This is a genomic window from Pseudarthrobacter sp. 05T312 (assembly GCF_056396685.1).
The window spans coordinates 182586-201740 of record NZ_JBFTLY010000003.1 but is presented as its reverse complement, the minus strand read 5'-3'; the positions used below and the strand labels follow the sequence as shown (position 1 = coordinate 201740).

General features: G+C 62.6%; 14 protein-coding genes and 1 pseudogene. 8 read left to right on the top strand and 7 right to left on the bottom strand.

Annotated elements, in window-relative coordinates; genetic code table 11:
• Position 1: 1 nt before the first annotated feature.
• The 4 genes and pseudogenes from AC1DIP_RS06940 to AC1DIP_RS06925 form a co-directional block, all read left to right on the top strand.
• A complete protein-coding gene (locus tag AC1DIP_RS06940; protein WP_477733306.1) occupies positions 2–787 on the top strand; it encodes a ribonuclease HII in 786 nt (261 codons plus the stop codon).
• A 47-nt stretch (positions 788–834) separates the two neighbouring features.
• Positions 835–1161, top strand: a complete 327-nt coding sequence (locus AC1DIP_RS06935) for a DUF2469 domain-containing protein (protein ID WP_056335405.1) — start codon at positions 835–837, stop codon at positions 1159–1161.
• Positions 1162–1269: 108 nt separating this feature from the next.
• Positions 1270–1626 (top strand): YraN family protein, encoded by a 357-nt coding sequence (locus AC1DIP_RS06930; RefSeq protein WP_477733305.1) that lies wholly within the window; start codon positions 1270–1272, stop codon positions 1624–1626.
• A pseudogene (locus AC1DIP_RS06925) lies at positions 1626–2309 on the top strand (magnesium chelatase domain-containing protein); the annotation flags it as partial. The gene AC1DIP_RS06930 and the pseudogene AC1DIP_RS06925, both read left to right, overlap by 1 nt.
• Positions 2310–3042: 733 nt before the next feature.
• Here the strand turns inward: AC1DIP_RS06925 and istB are convergent.
• The 7 genes from istB to AC1DIP_RS06890 all read right to left on the bottom strand — a co-directional run bounded on the left by istB (position 3043) and on the right by AC1DIP_RS06890 (position 13199).
• Positions 3043–3831 (bottom strand): IS21-like element helper ATPase IstB, encoded by a 789-nt coding sequence (gene istB, locus AC1DIP_RS06920; RefSeq protein WP_223917527.1) that lies wholly within the window; start codon positions 3829–3831, stop codon positions 3043–3045.
• Positions 3828–5360, bottom strand: coding sequence for an IS21 family transposase (istA, locus tag AC1DIP_RS06915; protein ID WP_477733304.1), 1533 nt, complete (start codon positions 5358–5360; stop codon positions 3828–3830). Before istA ends, istB begins: the two co-directional genes overlap by 4 nt.
• 281 nt (positions 5361–5641) lie before the next feature.
• Positions 5642–6934: a M20 metallopeptidase family protein gene (locus AC1DIP_RS06910; protein WP_477733303.1), complete on the bottom strand. Its 1293-nt coding sequence runs from the start codon at positions 6932–6934 to the stop codon at positions 5642–5644.
• Positions 6935–7067: 133 nt separating this feature from the next.
• Positions 7068–8558, bottom strand: a complete 1491-nt coding sequence (locus tag AC1DIP_RS06905; protein ID WP_207604505.1) for an aldehyde dehydrogenase family protein — start codon at positions 8556–8558, stop codon at positions 7068–7070.
• A 203-nt stretch (positions 8559–8761) separates the two neighbouring features.
• On the bottom strand, positions 8762–9877 hold the full coding sequence (locus AC1DIP_RS06900; protein ID WP_166651676.1) for a Zn-dependent alcohol dehydrogenase: 1116 nt from the start codon (positions 9875–9877) through the stop codon (positions 8762–8764).
• 155 nt (positions 9878–10032) lie between these two features.
• Positions 10033–11367, bottom strand: a complete 1335-nt coding sequence (locus AC1DIP_RS06895; protein WP_285247761.1) for an aminotransferase family protein — start codon at positions 11365–11367, stop codon at positions 10033–10035.
• Positions 11368–11675: 308 nt separating this feature from the next.
• The gene (locus AC1DIP_RS06890) at positions 11676–13199 is read right to left on the bottom strand and encodes an APC family permease (protein ID WP_133830838.1); all 1524 of its coding nucleotides are present in this window, start codon (positions 13197–13199) and stop codon (positions 11676–11678) included.
• Positions 13200–13578: 379 nt separating this feature from the next.
• Here AC1DIP_RS06890 and AC1DIP_RS06885 point away from each other — a divergent pair, with 379 nt between their 5' ends.
• From AC1DIP_RS06885 to AC1DIP_RS06870, 4 genes are all read left to right on the top strand, one after another.
• A complete protein-coding gene (locus tag AC1DIP_RS06885; RefSeq protein WP_133830837.1) occupies positions 13579–14952 on the top strand; it encodes an aldehyde dehydrogenase family protein in 1374 nt (457 codons plus the stop codon).
• Entirely contained in the window at positions 14942–16648 is a 1707-nt protein-coding gene (locus tag AC1DIP_RS06880; RefSeq protein ID WP_133830836.1) for a diflavin oxidoreductase, read from the top strand. The genes AC1DIP_RS06885 and AC1DIP_RS06880 overlap by 11 nt, the downstream gene beginning before the upstream one ends.
• A 220-nt stretch (positions 16649–16868) precedes the next feature.
• Positions 16869–18314, top strand: coding sequence for a glutamine synthetase family protein (locus tag AC1DIP_RS06875; RefSeq protein ID WP_243835349.1), 1446 nt, complete (start codon positions 16869–16871; stop codon positions 18312–18314).
• Positions 18315–18380: 66 nt separating this feature from the next.
• A complete protein-coding gene (locus AC1DIP_RS06870) occupies positions 18381–19154 on the top strand; it encodes an SDR family NAD(P)-dependent oxidoreductase (protein ID WP_133830835.1) in 774 nt (257 codons plus the stop codon).
• The last annotated feature ends 1 nt before the right edge of the window (position 19155 follow it).

The window sequence follows — 19155 nt, the reverse complement described above, 5'->3', positions numbered from 1 at the left end:
CATGTCCTCCGCGGTACAGGCCTCCCCAGCCGCCTCAGGGCGCCCCGCCCGCAAGCCTGCCGCCAGGGGAACCAAGGCGCCAACGCTGCGGCATGAGCGCACCTTCAAAGCCCAGGGAATCCGGTTCCTGGCCGGCGTAGACGAGGTGGGCCGGGGAGCGCTTGCAGGACCTGTGAGCGTCGGAATCGCCGTCGTGGATCTTGAGCGCCAAAAGCCGCTGGCCGGTGTGCGCGACAGCAAGCTGCTGAGCCCGTCCGAGCGGGAACGGCTCGATCCCCTGGTGCGGCGCTGGAGCGTGGCCTCCGCGGTGGGACACGCCACCGCCGGAGAGATCGATTCGCTCGGCATCATCGCCGCCCTGAGGCTGGCCGGAACCCGTGCCTGGGGCAGCATCCTGGACGCGGGCGTTGTCCCGGAAGCTGTACTGCTGGATGGAAGCCACAACTGGCTCTCACCCGCGGAGCAACTGTCCCTGTTCGACCAGCCCGTCCTGGAGGCCGCCTGCGAGGCCCCGGTGCATACCAAGGTCAAGGCCGACATGCAGTGCCTCAGCGTGGCTGCCGCAAGCGTCATCGCCAAGGTGGAGCGGGACCGGATGATGCGCCACCTGCACACCGAATACCCGGAGTACGGCTGGGACATCAACAAGGGCTACGCCACAGCCGCCCACCGGTCAGTCCTCCGCGCAGCCGGGCCGACACCTTACCACCGGGTCAGCTGGCGGCTCCTGGGTGGGGAACTCCAGGAGGCCGCGGGTTCCTACGCGGACGCACCGGACGGGGACTGACACCATGTCCGGCGCCGGGGGCGCCGGACATGGTGCAAGATGGAAGCATGAGTGCCGAAGATCTTGAGAACTATGAAACCGACATGGAGCTTCAGCTCTACCGTGAGTACCGCGACGTCGTCGGCCTGTTCAGCTACGTTGTCGAGACCGAGCGGCGCTTCTACCTGGCCAACCATGTTGACCTCCAGGCCCGCAGCGCCGACGGCGAGGTCTACTTCGACCTGACCCTCCAGGACGCCTGGGTCTGGGATGTCTACCGTTCCGCCCGGTTCGTCAAGAGCGTCAGGGTCCTGACCTTCAAGGACGTCAACGTCGAGGAACTGCCCCGCAACGAGGAGCTCGCACTGCCCAAGGACGTAGACCTGGGAAACTAGGCAAAGGCTAAAGCCCGACTTCCCCTCCACACCGGCCCCTGTCCACATAGGACGGGGGCCTTCTGTTTTCCGCCTGCGTCCGCCGCCAGGCTGGTTGTGGAGGTGGACATGAGATCCAAAGACCTGTTGGGCCGGCGCGGCGAAGACCTCGCCGTGGGCTATCTTGAAGCGCTGGGCATGTTGGTGGTGGAGCGGAACTGGCGGTGCCCCGGGGGCGAAATCGACATCGTTGCCCTGGACGGTGATGCTCTGGTCATCGCAGAAGTCAAAACGCGCCGCTCCCTGGACTACGGCCACCCGTTCGAGGCGGTGGGCCCGGAAAAACTTGCACGGCTGCACCGGCTGGGTGCCGCATGGTGCCGCGACCGCGAGCTGCGGATGCCGCTGCGCCGCGTGGATGTTGTCGCGATCCTGGACGACGGCGGCGGGGAACCCCTGGTGGAGCACCTCAAGGGGGTGGGGTGATGGCGCTGGGCCGCACCTATTCGGTGGCGCTCGTGGGCCTGAACGGCTACATGGTTGAAGTTGAGGCGGACATCGGCCAGACACTCCCGGCATTTGTCATCCTGGGATTGCCGGATGCGTCGCTCAATGAAGCGAAGGAGCGCATCCGGTCAGCGGCAAAGAACTCCGGGATCCCGCTCAGCCGCCGGAAGATCACCGCCAACCTCATTCCGGCCTCGCTGCCCAAACGCGGATCCGGGTTCGACCTCGCCGTCACGATGGCCGTCCTGCGGGCCGCGAACGACATCAAGCCCACCGGGCACACCGTCTTCATCGCCGAGCTGGGGCTGGACGGCAGGCTCCGGCCGGTCAGGGGAATCCTGCCGGCCGTCATGGCCGCCGTGCAGGCCGGCTACCCCGAGGTCGTGGTGGCCCGCGCCAACCTGGCCGAAGCCTCCCTGGTCCCGGGCGCGACGGTACGCGGCTACCGCACGCTTGCCCGGCTCGCCCTCGACTTTGGCGCCGATCCGCAGGAACTTGCCCTGGACTTCGAACCTGACGATTGTGAGGAATCCAGCGACGGCACAGCCCTTCCCGGCCCGTGTCCGGACATGGCGGACGTCTCCGGCCAGGGCGACGCCCGCCGGGCCCTGGAGGTCGCGGCCGCGGGCGCCCACCACCTGCTGCTCACCGGGCCACCGGGTCTATGTCCTTAACCATGCATGCGTGAAGGCGCGAGCGGTGGCTGAATTGCAGTCAAAACGTGCTCGTGACTTTCATCGCGGATGCAGCGCCTGCACGAGCCCGGCCGAGCTGCTGCCCTCGCCTGGGCGGCGGTCTCCGGCAAGACGGTCAGATCTAGTGAGATGGGTCCTGATCAGTCACGGAGGGGTTCATTGGTCATATGAGGCAACGTTCTCGGACCCACCCCTATTGCTAACAGTGTCTGGTCTTCAGATGGTACTGAACTCCATCAGCCCTGGGCCTCGGCACATTCTTTCGCACGCCTGCATCGACCCCGCCAGGACGACCGGGCCAACGGTAAGAAGGATGGTAGGCATGAGTTAGCAGCTTGCGCCACGGGTGCCAGGGGTAAGGCGGAAGTGGTCCATGGGTGGGCTGTGCGCTCCAAAGGGGAGAACGTCTTCGCCCCCATGTGTCAGATTGCATTCCAGGACCCACTCGTGTCCTTGTCAGGAAGGAAAGAAGAGGACTCTATTGTGACAGGACCCGGATGGGGCGCTGACGTCACGTTGGGTGTACCAATCTGATAGTGGTTGAACTGCCATCCATTCGGGGCTTTGTCAATGGCCTTTGGTTTCTGCCCACGGGCGGCCAGTTAATCGGCCCGCTGGTGGCCAGTAAATCTGCCCGGTGATGGCCAACAGATCTGCCCACTGAGGGTTTTCGGTGGGATTGGCCATCGTCGAGGGTTTGTTAGTTCAGTTCGGTGACTCCTTTCCCGGCGAGGGCTTGAGTGAGTCGGATGGAGTCGCCGCTGGTTTGGCAGACGTGGGCGTGGTGCAGGAGCCGGTCCACGGTTGCCGTGGCGAGGGTTTTGGGCATCAGTTCATCGAAGCCGGCGGGGTGCAGGTTCGAGCTGATCGCGACGGAGCGTTTCTCGTAGGCGGCGTCCACGACCCGGTAGAGTCCTTCGGCGGCGTCGGTGGCCACCGGGAGAAGGCCGATGTCATCGATCACGACGAGTTCCGCGCGGAGGATTCTAGCCACGGCCCTGGTGACGCTGTCGTCGGTGCGGTGTGCGCGGATGAGGGCGCCGAGGTCTTCGAGTCTGAACCAGGCAACGCGCATCCCGGCTTCGACGGCTTGCTGGCCGAGGGCTTCGAGGAAGAACGTTTTCCCGGTGCCGGAGGGCCCGCAGACGACCAGGTTCTCGCGTCGGGTGATCCATTCCAGGGTGCGCAGGGCTTGCTGGGTGGGCGCCGGGATGGAGGAGACGGCGGGGTCCCAGACGTCGAAGGTCTTCCCGGTCGGGAAGCCTGCTGCTTTGCGCCGGGTGGCGAGCATGGACCGGGCCCGGCCTGCGGCTTCTTCGGTGAACAGTGCCTTGATGATCTCGGTTGGTTCCCAGCGCTGGGCGCGGGCGGTCGCGATCAGCTCCGGTGCCAGTGCCCGGGCGTGGGGCATCTTCAGTTGCCGCATCAGCGCTTCCAGTTCGGCCGGCAGGGCCGGGGCGGTGGTGTTCGTGGTGGTGACCGGGCTCATCGGCTCTGCTCCTTTGCGGGGGCGCTGGACGGCTCGGCGCCGAGGCCTGCCCAGGCGCTGGTGCCTTGGGTGAGGGACCTGGTTTCGTTAGCGGCGTGGGTGGTGGTGCGGCGGATGTTCGCGTTCAGGATGGAGGGCAGGTCGCCGTGGGCGAACCGGCCGTGCAGCGCGGCGTCTCCCAGGGCACGGTCCACGGACTCGGTCCCGGCGATCTTGGCCAGGGTCACGGCCTCGGCCATTTTCATGTTCATCCGGCCTGTTCCTGCAGCCGCGGCTTCCACGAGCCAGGTCTTGGCGCCGGCGCCGATGGCCAGGAACTCGGCTTCACCGGCGGTGCGTGCCTTCACGGCGTAGTCGCCCGGGGTTCTGGTACTGGTCCCTGGGAAGTGCTCCTCGATGACCGCGGGACTGCCGGGCCTTGCCCGGCCGTGGCGGGCGACTTCGACCGGGCCGGTCGGGCCGTGGTGGACGATGATGACCTGTTCGTCAGGGCCGGTGCCGTGGGAGCGGACGAACACCTTCGCGCCGAGCAAATGCGACGGCACCGAGTACTGGGCGTTCTCGAAGGAGACCATCGGGGTGTTCTCCGGGACTATACGGGCCAGCCCGAACGCGACCGTGTGCGCGGTCTCCGGGATCCGGTGCAGCCGGGCCGCTTCCTCCGCCAAAACCATTGCGGGTTTACGTCGGGTGGCCCGGTGTTCGCGGTTGTTGACCTCGTCCATGAACGCCTCGCAGGCGGCCTCCAGCTCGGCAAAGGAAGCGTAACCGGGCCTCAGGTTCGTGTCGGTGGGCACGAGGTCGGCTTTGGCCAGTTTCACCGACGCTTCGACTCCGCCTTTCGTTGCAGGGTCCGCGGGCTGGCAGGTCAGCACGGTGACCCCGTAGTGCCGGGCGAAGTCCAGGGTCTGCTGGTTCCGCACCGGAACCCCTGCGACATGGGCCGTTGTCACGGTTTTCTCGTTATCGGTCAGGACATACGTTGGTGCCCCGCCCAGGATCCGGAAGCACCGGTCGAGGGCTGCGAACACGCTCGGCGCGGTCCGGTCCCGCAACGGGATCACGATCCGGAACCTTGAGAACGCCAGCCAGGCAACGAACAGAATGGATTTTACGCCGCCGATCCGTGGCCCGTCGCCGAAGTCGTACTGCAGCCACATCCCAGGCTCGGTGATCCACGGCCGGTGCACACGGGTGTGTCCGAGCCGCCACGCGGCCTTGACCTGCGCGATCGCCCGGCGCGTAGACCGCTCGGACCCCTCATAGCCTAGGGCGAGCAGCTTTTCGTGGGCCTTGTCGGCGCGGATCCGGCCCTTGGACGCCTCTACCCATTCCTCGATCTTAGGCAGGTAAGCGTCCGTGACCCTGGGCCGGGGCGCCGGTTCTGCAATTGGCCGGCCGGCGTCCCGCGCGGCGACGTGCCTGGCTACAGTGTGGTGCGAGCAGCCCGTGAGCTCCGCGGTGGCGCGCAACGATCCGGTCAGATCATAGGCAGCAAGAATTTCCATGATTTCTCCGTCATGCTTCATACAGGGCCTCTTCCTGGGACGACATTTGGTGCGACTAGACACCGTCATCAAATCCCGGGGAGAGGCCCCCGCCGCTGAAGACGCGGCAGGAACAGTTGAGGAAGTGGGCAGATCTCATGGCCACCAGTGGGCAGTTCTACTGGCCGTCAGTGGGCAATTTCGTGGCCGCCTATGGGCAGTTTTTCATGGCCGCTTACAGGGCTTCGAGACCGGTCCTGCTAGGTCCGCTGCCTCAAGTGAGGCGTGGGCCGCTCCGGAAGCCCTCCGAGCTGCGCCCGGGGCTACCCCAGGACCTCCAACTCCTGGAGCTTTCCAAGCGCCACGCCCGCCATAAATTGTGTCTGGTCGACGAGGACACTGTCGTCAAACACTGCCCTGGGCGAGTGCATGGGGGCCCACTCCATGGGGTCGATATCTGGAGACCCAGCTCCGAGGTGCCCGTACGCTCCTGGGACCTCCACGAGGACACGGGAGAAATCGTCAGAGCCGGTCCTGGGGGACGGGCTGGGCACGAACCGGTGCTCTCCGAAGAACGTCCGTGCGGTCCTGCCCCAGAGTTCGGCGTCACTTTCGTGATTGACGGTGGCCGGCATAACCGGAGTGAACGTTGCCTCGGCTGTCAGTTGATGAGCAGTCGCCAGTTGCCGGATGAGATCCGGCAACTCCTGTGCGAGCCGCGCTTCGACACCGGGGCTGAAAGACCTGACGCTGGCCCTGAATTCCGCCGAATCAGGTATGACATTAGAGGCGGAACCGCCATGGAATTGGCCCACGGACAGTACCACGGGATCAAAAACGTTGAATCGCCGGGTGATGTACGTTTGGAGCGCGCCAAGCATTTCAGCAGCTACCTGTATGGGATCCAGAGCTTGGAAGGGGCGTGAACCGTGCCCGCCACGCCCGATAACCTTGACGGACAGATCTCCGAAGGCAGCCATGTAGGAGCCGGCACGGGTCGTGAACACGCCTGACGGGATGTCCGAAACGACATGCAAGGCGTAGGCAGCATCCGGTCGCCTGCCGGCTGCGTTAAGAACGCCTTCCTCCAGCATGATGCGGGCCCCCTCATGTCCTTCCTCCCCCGGTTGGAACATGAAGATGACGTCACCGGTCAGGCTGTCACGTACGGACGAAAGCAACCGGGCGGCACCAATCAGGCCCGCTGTATGCAGGTCATGACCGCAGGCATGCATCGCTCCATTAGTCGAGGCAAAGGGTATTCCCGTCTTTTCTGCCACAGGAAGGGCATCCATGTCACCTCTGAGCAGTACAGTGGGACGGCTCCCGACGGGGGCCTGGGTGGCCCCGCCGCGTAGTACCGCAACCACGGACGAGGCTGCTTTTCCCAGGCTTATTTCGAGGTCGAGTCCCTTGAGTGCCTCAAGGACCCGGGCCTGGGTGCGGGGCAGATACAGGCCGACTTCAGGATCGGCGTGCATTTCCCTACGGAAATCGACCAGGTCGCTTCCATAGGCCGGGATCGCCGCTGTGGCGTCCTCAAGGAAACTCAGCGGTGAAAACCGCACCGTATCTGTCGTTGAAGTATCTGTCATTGAAGGACTTTCTCGTCTCATGTTGCCAGGCTCTGGCCTGCTGCTTTCCCGAGAGGACGCGGACCCCCGTCTTAGCCACGCGTCACGTTCCCGGACTGTTTGTCGCAGGCCCCCACGGGGCCTGGCCTACGCTTGTTGGGGTCGGATATGGCGCCTAGAGCGGGGAATCCGTCCTGTCCACGCCAACCACGCGGTCGCCGGTGAAGAAGCGGACGCCATACTGCGGACCGTGGCCACCGATACCGCTGGTGCCCCAAAAGCTCTGGCGTGAACTGCCGGCGAGGTCGCTCATGAATGTGCCGTTGATGCGGACTTCACCGGCACGAATACGGGATCCCACTTCGATGGCCCTTGCTTCATTGGCACCGAATACGTAGGCATCCAGGCCGGTTGCGGGGCCGTTCGCATGGGCAAGTGCCTCCTCGACCGAATGCACCGGATGTACCGTTACCAGCGGCCCGAAAAGCTCTTCCGTGGCGGCCTCGGCGGCACATCCGACGATCATCCCCGGTGCCATGAACCAGCCGTCAAGACCCGGCAGCTCGCCGCCAGTGACGAGCTTTCCCCCCAGCTCGAGGAGCCGATTCACTGAGGCTTTCAAGCCATCACGCTGCCGCTGGAATGCCAGGGGACCCACTTGCGTCGACTCATCCAAGGCGTTTCCGACCCGAAGCTTACTGAGTTCAAACTTCATAGCTTCAACGAAACGGTCGTGAATCGACTCGTCAACCAGTACTTTGCCTGGCGCCTCACACCACTGGCCGTTGAGACGCGTCATGCCCTGCACAATGGACCGCGCCGCCGAGCTGACGTCGGCGTCATTCAGAATGATCACGGGATTGTTGGATCCGAGCTCCATCTGCATGACCGCCAGGTTGGACGCGGCAGCCTGCGCAACCGTCCGGCCTGCGGAATCGCCACCCGTAAATGAAAGAGCCTCGATCCTGGGGTCCGATGTCAGCAGTGCTCCTGTCTCCGAATTCCCATGAATCAGCTGAAACGCGGCGCCCGGGTATCCCAGTTCGGTCATGGCAGACACGATCGCCTCAGCGAAGAGCTGGCAACCGCTGGGGGCGTTCTCGGAGGGTTTGAGGATGACGGGGCAACCGGCCGCCATGGCTGCCGCCACCTTGCCGACCACGGTGAACGTTGGGGCATTCCAGGGGCCGACGATGAGGGCTGGGCCGAGGGGCTTGCGCAGGATGACCACAGACCTGGCATGGTCAAGGGTCTCCGATTCACCAAGCTGTTCCGCTTCAGCAATAGTTCCGCGGACTCTGTCACCCAGTGCACCGGCAATCAGGCGGGTGGTGCGGATAGGAACCCCGGTGTTGATGCTGTCCTGGAGGGCGACTTCTTCGCTCTTCGCATCGAGGGACGCGGCTACCTTCGTCAAGAGCTCAAGGCGGTCCGGGAGTTTGATGTCTTCAAGTTTCCCGGACCTGTGAAGGGTCGCTGCTGCCGCGAGTGCCCGCTCGACATCATCCTTTGCGGTCTTGCGCATCGGCTGCCGGGGTTCGCCAGTATTTGGGTTGGTAAGGTAGCGGCCGTTTTCCTCGAGCTGCAGCCATGTGCCATTGACAAAGGAGCGTTGCTCGACGAGGTCGGGGGCAATATCAGTCAGTTGGGCTAGTCCTTCAGTCATTTAAGGGTTGCTCCTCTGGTTTCGTTTGTGGGTTTTGTCGTCCATAACCAGTGACGGCAGGGGCTGGCCCCCGATGTTTGCTGTTCATGTTCGGAAGGCTGTGCAGCGGCCTAACGTTCGTTCCGGCCCGGCTGTGGCGCAAAGCAAGATCGCGATCACCGGTAACCAGGCCGACGCCGCAACGATCTACGCAGTTATCTGGATCACGATTGCCTGTTGGTCATGTTCAGCACGACGCGGATCGTCGACGCATCCGCCATCGCTTCGAATCCCTCGTTGATGCGGTCGAAGGGCAGCTCTTTGGTAACCATTCCATCGAGATCCAGCCGATTGTTCAGGTAGTGGTCGGTGAACATGTCGACATCGCTGAGGAACCTGTTCGCACCCATGTACGCGCCTTGGAGGTGTCGGTCGCCGTAGATGAGTGCATCTGCGGGGATACGCAGTTCGGACCCGGTGGGCATGAGACCGAGTATGCTGGCGGTTCCGTTCGGGCTCAGGAGCGAAAAGGCGAGTTCCGCTGTCTCACTGCGGCCGACCGCCTCGATTGCATGGCTAACACCCTGGGGAAGAAGTGACCGGACCTGGATGAGTGTTTCTGTCGGGTCAGGTGATGAGAGAACTGTGTCCGTGGCACCGAAGTTGCGGGCGAGCTCCAGCTTCGCGGGCACGGCGTCAATGGCAATGATCCGTCGAGCCCCAGCCAGCCTTGCACCCTGGATGGCGGCTATTCCGACGCCGCCGCAGCCGATTACGGCGACAGTATCCTCTGGCCCTACTTTTGCGCCGTGAATGACCGCGCCGACTCCTGTACTGATGCAGCAACCGAGAAGACATGCCACCTGGGGAGGCAGGTCAGAGCCGACCACTGCAACGGATGCCTCTTTCACCAGGAAGGCCTCCGCAAATGCGCCGATACCGCCGAGCGACTCGACGCTTGATCCATCATGTGAGATGAGTCTGGGCCGCTGCCGCTCACGCATCGAGTCGACCCGTTCGCACTGGGTCGGGCGCCCGCTGATGCAGTTGCGGCAAGCGCCACAGGACGGGGTTACGGTTGTTACGACGCGGTCTCCAGTCTTAATTCTTGTGACGCCGGAGCCGACGCGCTCGACAATGCCTACGACTTCATGTCCGAGGACCGCCGGCAGGGAGATATCCAGGGCCCCCTTCAGGTAGTGCAGATCGCTGTGGCAAAGGCCAACTCGCTCCGTCCGGATGAGGACCTCATGGTCCTCCGGATCATCCAGCAGCAGCTCGCGGATCTGGAGAGGTGTTCCGGGCTTTTCCAGTACGGCGGCAAGAATGGGTGTAGGCACTTGGCTTCCTTGAGGGTTTAGGCATTTGCAGATGGATCGCTTCGACCATCTTCGGCCCTGGCAGAGTTTCAAAAGTGTGTGGAGGGAACAGCCTTTACGGCCACTATGTGCAAGGTGACCAGCGTCGGCACATGGTGGAATGACAGGGATTAAAGTCAGCTTCCGCTTCCAACTCGGGATCCGCTCCGGCTGTCATCCACAGCGGCCCACCGCTCAACATGGTGTTCCATGGCGCGAAGGGCTTCCTCCAGCTTCGCCAGCAGTACCCGGGTCTCCTCTTCGCTGATCACCAAGGGCGGGGACAGGATCACCGCGTTGTTCAGCGGAGCAATGCCTGCCGGATAGACAATAAGCCCCTGGGCGAGGCATTCCTGCACGAAGGTGTTGGCCGCTCCGAGCGCAGGATCGGGCGCCTGCTTGCTTTCCTGGTCCGTAACGAACTCGAAGCCCCACAGCAGGCCCCGGCCACGGACATCGGCCATGCAGTGGTACCTGGCTGCCAGGGAGAGCAGTCCTTCTTTGAGCTGCTTCCCCCGCTGCCGGACGTTTGCAAGGACGTTCCGGCGTTCCATGAAGTCCAGGACCGCCAGGCAGGTGGCTGCCCCCAGGGGATTCCCCGAAAAGGTGTGCCCGAACGGAGCGACACCGCTGCCTTCCCTGAGCGCCTCGACAACATGGCCTCGGAGCAGGACGCCGGCAACAGGGGAATAACCGGCACTTAATCCTTTACCGATGAGAAGAAGGTCCGGGACGACGTTCTCGTAGGAACTCGCAAACCAATCTCCCGTCCGCCCGACGCCCGTGATGACCTCATCAATGATCAGCAGCACATTCAACCGGTCACAGATTTCGCGCAACCGGGAGAGGTAGCTAGCCGGAGGCGTCAGGACCCCGCCGGCGGCTCCAACGATCGGTTCCACGATCACTGCTGCGACCGTGCCAGGGTCCTCGTTCCGAATGGCATCTTCGAAGGCTTGCGCAGCCCGCAGCGCGTATGCTTCTTCGTTCTCGCCCGGCTGCGCGAAGCGATACGCGTAGGCCGGCGGGGCGAAGGAGAACGCATGCAACAACGGCCCGTAGTCGGGGCGGCGTGCTGCATGTCCCGACATTGACAGGGCTCCCATGGTCATGCCGTGATAGCTGATGTTCCGGCCGAGAACTTTGACTTTGCCCGGGAGCCCCCTTTCGCGCCAGTAGCTGACTGCTGTCCGGATGGCGAACTCGGACGCCTCTGATCCGCTGTTGACGAAGAATGCCCAGTCAAGGTCTCCCGGTGCCAGATCGGTGAGCCGCCTTGCCAAGGCCTCGGCGGGCACATTCGTGAACTGGGTTCGGTAAGTAAAGGCCACCCGGCATGACTGCGCCTTCATCGCCTCTGCAACTTCTTCTACGCCATGGCCGATGTTTGCAGTCATGGCCCCGCTGCACCCGTCCAGGTACTGCAGACCGGCTGAGTCATACAAGTAGACCCCCCGGCCATGGGTGACCACCGGGTATGTCTTATCAATGGTCTGCTTCAACAGAGCGCTCTCAGAAATGGAATACTCCTTTACTGTCCTGGCGAGCCTTCTGAGGCGTTTGTACCAGGGCTGATAGATGGTCGCTTGCCTCAGTGGAGGTCCGGCGGTGTTGCACAGGCCTCAGAAGATGCAGGCCGGGCCATCGAGTTGACCCCGTCAGGTATGACCAGAAGTGGGGTGATCAGAGATCAACGGGTTCGGCACTGCTGTGGTGACGTCGTTCTGGAGGTCACCACAGCAGTGCCTCGGGCCCGGCACGAGTCCGGAATCCCGGGGGGTTAGCTCTTGTTTTCCGCCGTAGCGCAGTTCTCGCTTTTGGCCGGTTCGTGCTCCTGGCTTGATACCGGGGGCAGAAGCGCGGCGTATGCTTCGGGCCGTTTTGAGCGCATCACCAGTGCGGTCACCAAACCGCCGACAAACAGGGCTCCCATGACCGTTAGCAGGATGCCTGCAGCCAGGTCACCGCCGACAAGAAGCCCAAAGTTCTGCACGACCAGGAAGACAATCGCGCCGAGACCGATCACAGCAAGAGCGGGAGCAAACAGCGTGGCCCACAGCTTTCCTGTTGCCTTTCTCCGGAAGAACACGAGCACCGAGAATGACGTGAGGGCCATCAGAACCACCACGCCGAGTGTTGCTGATCCCGAAAACCAGGTGTACGCCTGCGTCACCGGGTCTAGCCCGAGGAGCGCCTCGACCCCAAGCAGGGCAATTGCCACGACCGACACAGTCAACGAGGCCCTGGAAGGAGCCCGGTGTCGGGGATGGACCGTGCCAAGCCCGGAGGGGAGCACGCCCTGCGTTCCGAGGGTGAACAGGTAGCGCGTCAGCACGTTCTGGAACGTGAGAATGCAGGCGAAGAGGCTGCTGATCAGGAAGACTTGAAGGAGAGTTGCCAGGACAGGGGAGACGTACTTCGCGGCCAAACCGACCACGATGCTGGTGGGATCATTCGTAGCCACTTCAACGATGTTGCTGTCACCGATACCGGCCTGCATGGCCCATGCGGTGAACGTGTAGAAGATGCCGACAGCGAGGACGGCGATGTACGTTGCGCGCGGTATTGTGCGGTCGGGGTCACGCGCTTCGTTGCGGAAAACAGCGGTGGCCTCAAAACCAATGAATGAGAAGAAGGCAAACATGACGCCCAGCGGCGGGACACCTTCACCCAGACGGGCGGGGGACAGTGAGTCACCGCTCAAACCTTCCGCACCGCCGTGGACAACCACCCCGATGTTTACTGCCAACAGAACGACCGTTTCAATGACCAGGACCACACCCAGCACCTTGGCGGAGAGCTCGACGTCCCGGTACGCAAGAGCACCGCAGATCGCCATCAGCACCAGACTGCACAGCCACCAAGGCAGATCCGGGCCGCCCAGATCGTGAACAGTGGTCTGGGCCGCTGATCCCAAGTATGAACACAGCGCAAGAAACAGGAGCAGGTAAGTACCCAGTGCAAAGGTGGAAGCCCCTAGCCCCATGCCCCGGCCGAGGCCAGTCTGTATGTAGGAGTAAAAGGCCCCCGCATTTTTCACGAACGGCGTCATACGCGTGAAGCCAATCGCGAACAGAAACAGGATCGCCGTGGCGATGAGGAAGAACAGTGGACCGCCCGTGCTTTCCGAGGCAGATACCACCACAGGCCAGCCGGCCACGACAGCTGTCATCGGTGCGGCACCAGCCACAACCATGAACACGATTGATCCGACACCTAGCCCGCGGCCGAGTAACTTGTCGGGGGTCAGGAGTCCGTTGGGTCCGGCATCCACCGGCTCAAATTGAACATTATTAGTTGCCATTCGTCCCTCCCGGACGTTTGAAGCCTAGTCATTTCACGATGCTTTCGACAGGGCGAAAATGAGTAGCACCGCTGAAATCCAACTGCAGTCGTGGCCCCCTTGCCACGGCTGCTGTGAACTGGGTTACAGCCTAAAGTCGCTCCTTACACGCTGCTGTGTCAGCTCTGCACACTATCCCCACCGCTCATGGTCGCAATGCACAGTTTTGGCGCATGTCACCCCGGTGTGCAGGTTGCACATGCCTGACATCGATGTGGTGCCCGTCGCACTCGCTCCCTGGCCGGAGCCCGGGCATGCTCGATACCAACGGAGCTTCCCAGACTCCACATGGGACTAGGAATCTTTGACGAAATCCACTCTCCTGAAGGAGCACCCGAGTATGAGCAGCATTATTTCCGTTTACAACCCCGCTACAGAGGAACTGATTGGTGAAGTCCCTTCGTACGACTTGGCTGAGGTTGACGCGGCCGTCGAGCGTGCCCGGAAGGCGCAGAGCATTTGGGCGCGGAAGCCTATCGCCGAACGCCGTGACGCCCTCTGGGCCATCGCGGACGCTGTCATCGCGCACACCGACGAGCTGGCCTTGCTCGAATCAACCGACGTGGGCAAACCGCTGGCCGCCGCCCGGCAGGAAGTGCTCGGAGTAGCCGAATGCTTCAAGTACTACGCGGGCATTATCGACAAGATCCTCGGCGACACCATTCCCGTCGACGGTGGCATCAGCATGACCTTCCGTGAGCCGATGGGCGTCGTAGCCGTCATCTCCCCGTGGAACTTCCCTCTGCCGATCGCGTCATGGGGTATCGCACCTGCCCTCGCCTGCGGCAACGCCGTAATCGTTAAGCCTGCGGCCCTCACCCCGCTGTCCACTGTCCGTCTTGGCCAAATCGTGAACGAACTGGGCGTCGTCGGCGACGCGCTGCAGGTCCTCACCGGCTCTGGGGCACGCGTCGGTAACGCCCTTGCCGAACACCCCGGCGTTAACAAGGTCAGTTTCACCGGTTCCACCGAAACCGGCCGGTCGATTATCCAGGCAGCGTCCAAGACGATGAAACGGGTCACCCTCGAACTGGGTGGCAAGTCCGCCAGCATCGTCTACAACGACGTAGACCTTGCAAAGTGCGTCCAGGCGGCGCCTATGTCTGTCTTCGACAACACTGGTCAGGACTGCTGCGCCCGCAGCCGTTTTCTCGTTCAGCGGGGAGTCTTCGACGAGTTCGTTGAAGGGTTCATCGAAACGACCCGCGCCCTGAAGATCGGTAACCCGCTCGATGCCACAACAAATCTCGGCCCTCTGGTATCGGCCAGCCACCGCGAATCCGTGTCCAGCTTCCTCGGTGACGGACTGAACGTTGTCACCGCAGGCGAGGCACCGGAGGGTCCCGGCTTCTGGATGGCACCGCGGATCGTTATTGCGCCGGACCCCAAGAGCCGGGTGGCAACTGATGAGATCTTCGGCCCCATCGCCTCGGTCATCCCCTTTGACACCGAGGAAGAAGCCATCGCCCTGGCAAACAGCTCCATCTACGGGCTCAGCGGCTCCATCTGGACCAACGATGTAGGCCAGGCACTCAGGACAGCACGGGGAGTGGAGTCCGGGGCTCTGTCCGTCAACTCCAACTCTTCGATCCGGATGCAAACGCCCTTCGGCGGCTTCAAGCAGTCCGGCATCGGCCGCGGACTGGGCCAGGCAGCCATCGAGGCCTACACCGAACTCAAAACCGTCTTTGTAAGGACTGATCGTGACAACTGAGACAGGGGAACTGGTCCGCACCGACCAAGGCATCTCTTCCGAAGTTTCCGGTGCAACAGACAGTGCTGTGCAGACCCTGAGCGTGCTTTACGGCAGCCAGACCGGGAACGCAGAATTCCTGGCATCCAAGATCGTGGACAAGGCAAACGCCCAGGGCTATGCAGCCGAGCTGATGAGCCTGGACATGCTCACCCCCGAAGATGCGGCGCGCAAGGACCGGCTGCTGATCGTTACCGCCACACACGACAACGGCCACATGCCCGATAACGCGCAACCGTTTTGGGATCAACTTCAGAGCGCTGGCGCAGACCTCTTTGAGGATGTGCCCTTCGCGGTCCTTGCCATTGGCGACTCGATGTACGAAGACTTCTGCAAGGCCGGCATCGACCTTGACACACGTCTTGGCGAACTCGGCGGCAAGCGGATCCTTGACCGCCTTGACTGCGATGTCGACTATGACCTGACGTCGGGCAAGTGGATCAAGGGCATGCTTGAGACCTTCAAGACAGTTGTTCCCAAGAAGCCAGGCAAAACCCCGCAAGCCTCCTCCGCCCCGGGAACAACGCCCGCTGAGCAGCCCAAAACCACCCGCCGGGAACCTGATACGGCCACTGTCGTCGAGGCCCGACTCCTGAGCGCTCCGGAGTCTGAAAAAGAGGTCTGGCACTATGAGCTGGAGGTCAGCGGCGACGGCCGCAACTACCGGCCGGGTGACTCACTCGCCGTAATCCCGGCCAACTCCGGCGAGCTCGTCGATGACCTCCTCGCCTTTCTGGGCCTCGAGGGAAGCGAGGTGTTCGGTAACGACGGCAAGACAGTACGCGAGTCCCTCCAAAACGACTATGAGCTTCGGCTGCCTCATCTGGGCATCGTGGCCTGGCTGGTTGAAGATCTCGCGCCCGATCATCCCGTGCGGAACCTCGTCGAGTCCGGTGATCGCCTGGCGTTGGAGAATTGGCTGTGGGGACGGGACATGCTGGACGTCCTGCAGGAAACGAGATCAACAGATGTTGATCCGCACGAGTTCATCCCAATGCTGCGGCCTTTGCAGCACCGGTCTTACTCCATCGCATCCAGTCCACTTGCTGACGGTGACCGTGTCCACCTGACGGTCTCTTCCGTGCGGTACGAGGCTGCCGGGCGCCGGCATTCGGGCGCTTGCAGCGGTTTCCTCCAGTCCGCCGCGGAAACCAAGACGGCCATGAAAGTGTTCCCGCTGCCGGCCCACGAGTTCCACCTGCCCGACGACAGCTCAACTGATGTGATCATGATCGGCCCAGGCGTCGGAATTGCCCCGTTCCGCGGCTTCCTTCGTGAGCGCGAAGTCTCACAGGCCCGGGGACGGAACTGGCTGCTCTTCGGGGACCGTCACGAGAAGCCGTCCTGGCTCTATCAGGATGAAATGGAAGAACTGCAGACCAATGGAGTGCTGGACCGGCTCAGCCTGGCGTTTTCCCGGGATCAACAGGGCAAGGTCTACGTCCAGGACAGGATCCGCGAGGAAGGTGAAGACGTTTTTGCCTGGCTGTCGGGCGGTGCTTCGGTCTACGTGTGCGGCGGCAAACAGATAGCACCTGACGTTGACGAAGCCTTGCTGGCCGTGCTCATCAGCCACGGTGGAATGACGCCCGAATTGGCGCACGACTACCTGCAGTCCATGAAAGGCGAAGGACGTTACGTCAAGGACGTCTACTAAGCCTGCCTGCCCGCTCGGTTCCGGGGATTTTCGCACCCCTGGAACCGGGCAGGAACACAACAAAGCCTTGGCCTGAGTGCAGGGACGCGGTCTCAAATGTGACGTGGCTTACCGAATGCATGTAGCCGGCAATCATGATGTGCACTTTGCACATACGCCCGCGAGACCCCGCATTTAGTGTCTTTAGTAACCGATATCAATGAGGATAAAGAGGTACACAGTGAATCCGATCACACAGGTCCCGGAGGACCTCCAAGAACTCGAGGCAATCGACATGCAGGATAAAACCGCCGCAGGGTCAGCCCACGACGAACTGCAAAAGTTCGTCTCCGAAAACGACATCAAAACCTTCAAAGTGGGCGTCGTGGACCTGGACGGTGTGTGGCGCGGCAAGCGCATCCCCGCCCGGTACTTCCTGGAAAGTGTCGCTGAGCGCGGCACAAACATCTGCAACATCATCTTCGGCTGGGACATTCAGGATGAGATCATTTCTGATCTCAGCTACACGGGGTGGGACTCGGGCTACCCTGACGTGACCCTGCTGCCGGATCTCAACACCCTGAAGGTTGTTCCGGGGGAACCTGGGGTCGCATCCGTCATTTGCGATGCCTACGAAATGTCCGGCGAGCCGGCGGCGATCTGTCCCCGGAGCATTCTTAAGCGGGTTGTGAAGAAAGCCGAAGACCTCGGTTACTCGCCGGTCTGCGCCTACGAGTTCGAGTTTTACCTGTTCAAGGGGACTCCAACCGAGCTTGCCGCCAACGGCTGGCGTGACCTGACTCCCATCACGGCTGGCAGCCACACCTACAGCCTCGTCAGGGACACAGGCACCGAGTTCCTCATCGGCGAGATCCGCCGCCGCCTGTCTGAGCAGGGTATTTTCATCGAGGCCAGCAACAGCGAAAACGGCCCGGGCCAGTTCGAGATGAACATCCACTACTCGGATGCTCTCGCAGCCGCGGACAACGCCCTCCGGCTTAAGGCCACCGTCAAGGAGGTCGCAGCTGAAGCCGGCTACACGGCATCGTTCATGGCCAAGATCAACCCGGAGTGGGCCGGCTCCTCCGGGCACATGCACCAGAGTCTCTGGGATCCGGAATCCGGCAAGTCAGCTTTCGCCAATGCCGAGGAGCCCGGCGAGCTGAGCGCCGTCGGGTACAACTACCTGGCGGGCGTCGTCGAGACGGCGCCGGAGCTTACCGCCCTCTACCTGCCCACCATCAACTCCTATAAGCGGACCGAAGGCGGGCAATGGGCCGGATCCAGCGCCACCTGGGGCCTGGACAACCGTACGGTTGCCATCAGGTCCATCCCGTCAACGGGCAGTGCTGCGCGCATCGAAAACCGGGTACCTGGCGCTGACGCCAATCCTTACCTGGTCATCGCTGCCAGCATCGCCGCCGGCCTGCACGGCGTGGACACAAAGATGACCGCTCCCAAGCGGGTGGTAGGCAACGCATACGCCCTGGAGGAGGGACACCAGGTAAAGGAGCTCCCCGCAACACTCGGCCAGGCCATCGAACAGTTCGAGAAGAGCGAGGTCGCCAAGGAGTACTTCGGTGAAACCTTCGTCACGCACTACGTCCAGACGAGGCGCTGGGAGCTCCGCAAGCTTCAGACCAGTGTCACCGACTTCGAAATCGCACGTTACCTGGAACGAATCTAGCGCCCAGTGCAGCGCTGAGAAGCGTTCAATCCACCATTTTCCTTACCAAGAAAGAAGAAACACCCAATGACTACTCACCCCGGAAAGATCGCCGCAGTCACCGGAGCCGCGTCCGGAAACGGCCTTGCCATCGCAGAAAAGCTGCTCAAGGAGGGCGCTACCGTCGTAGCCCTCGACCGTGACGAGGCCGCGCTCGAGCGCCTGGTTGGCCAGCACCCGGAAATGGTTCCTGTTGTTATGGACGTCGCCGACGAGGCTTCGGTCGGCAGCGGCATGGCCGAGATCGATGCCAAGTTCGGCCGGCTCGACACCCTCGTCAACAACGCAGGCATCGTCAAGGGCAGCAACTTCGATGACCTCGGCGTTGCCGAATGGGACCAGGTCTTCGCCGTGAACTCCACAGGCCCGTTCCTGGTCAGCCAGGCTGCACGTCCGCTGCTGGAGAAGGGCGCCGCCGCCCGAGGCGACGATTCAACCAGCGCCATCGTCAACATCACATCAGTCGAGGCCCATATCGTCATCGCCAGCAGCGGGCACCCCCAGGTGCATTACAACGCTTCCAAGGGTGCACTCCTGATGTTCACGAAGGCTTTGGCCATCGAAACCGCGGCTTCCAAGATCCGCGTCAATGCTGTTGCCCCGGGCTTCATCGAGACCCCGTTCACCAAGTCCGTGCTGGAGAACCAAGAGGCCGTGAAGTTCCTCCTTGACCGTACGCCGCTCGGACGTATCGGCCGCCCGTCCGACGTTGCCAACGCCGTCGCGTTCCTGGCCAGCGACGAGGCCAGCTGGGTGACCGGTACCACCATCCACGTCGACGGTGGCTGGCTGGTTTACTGAC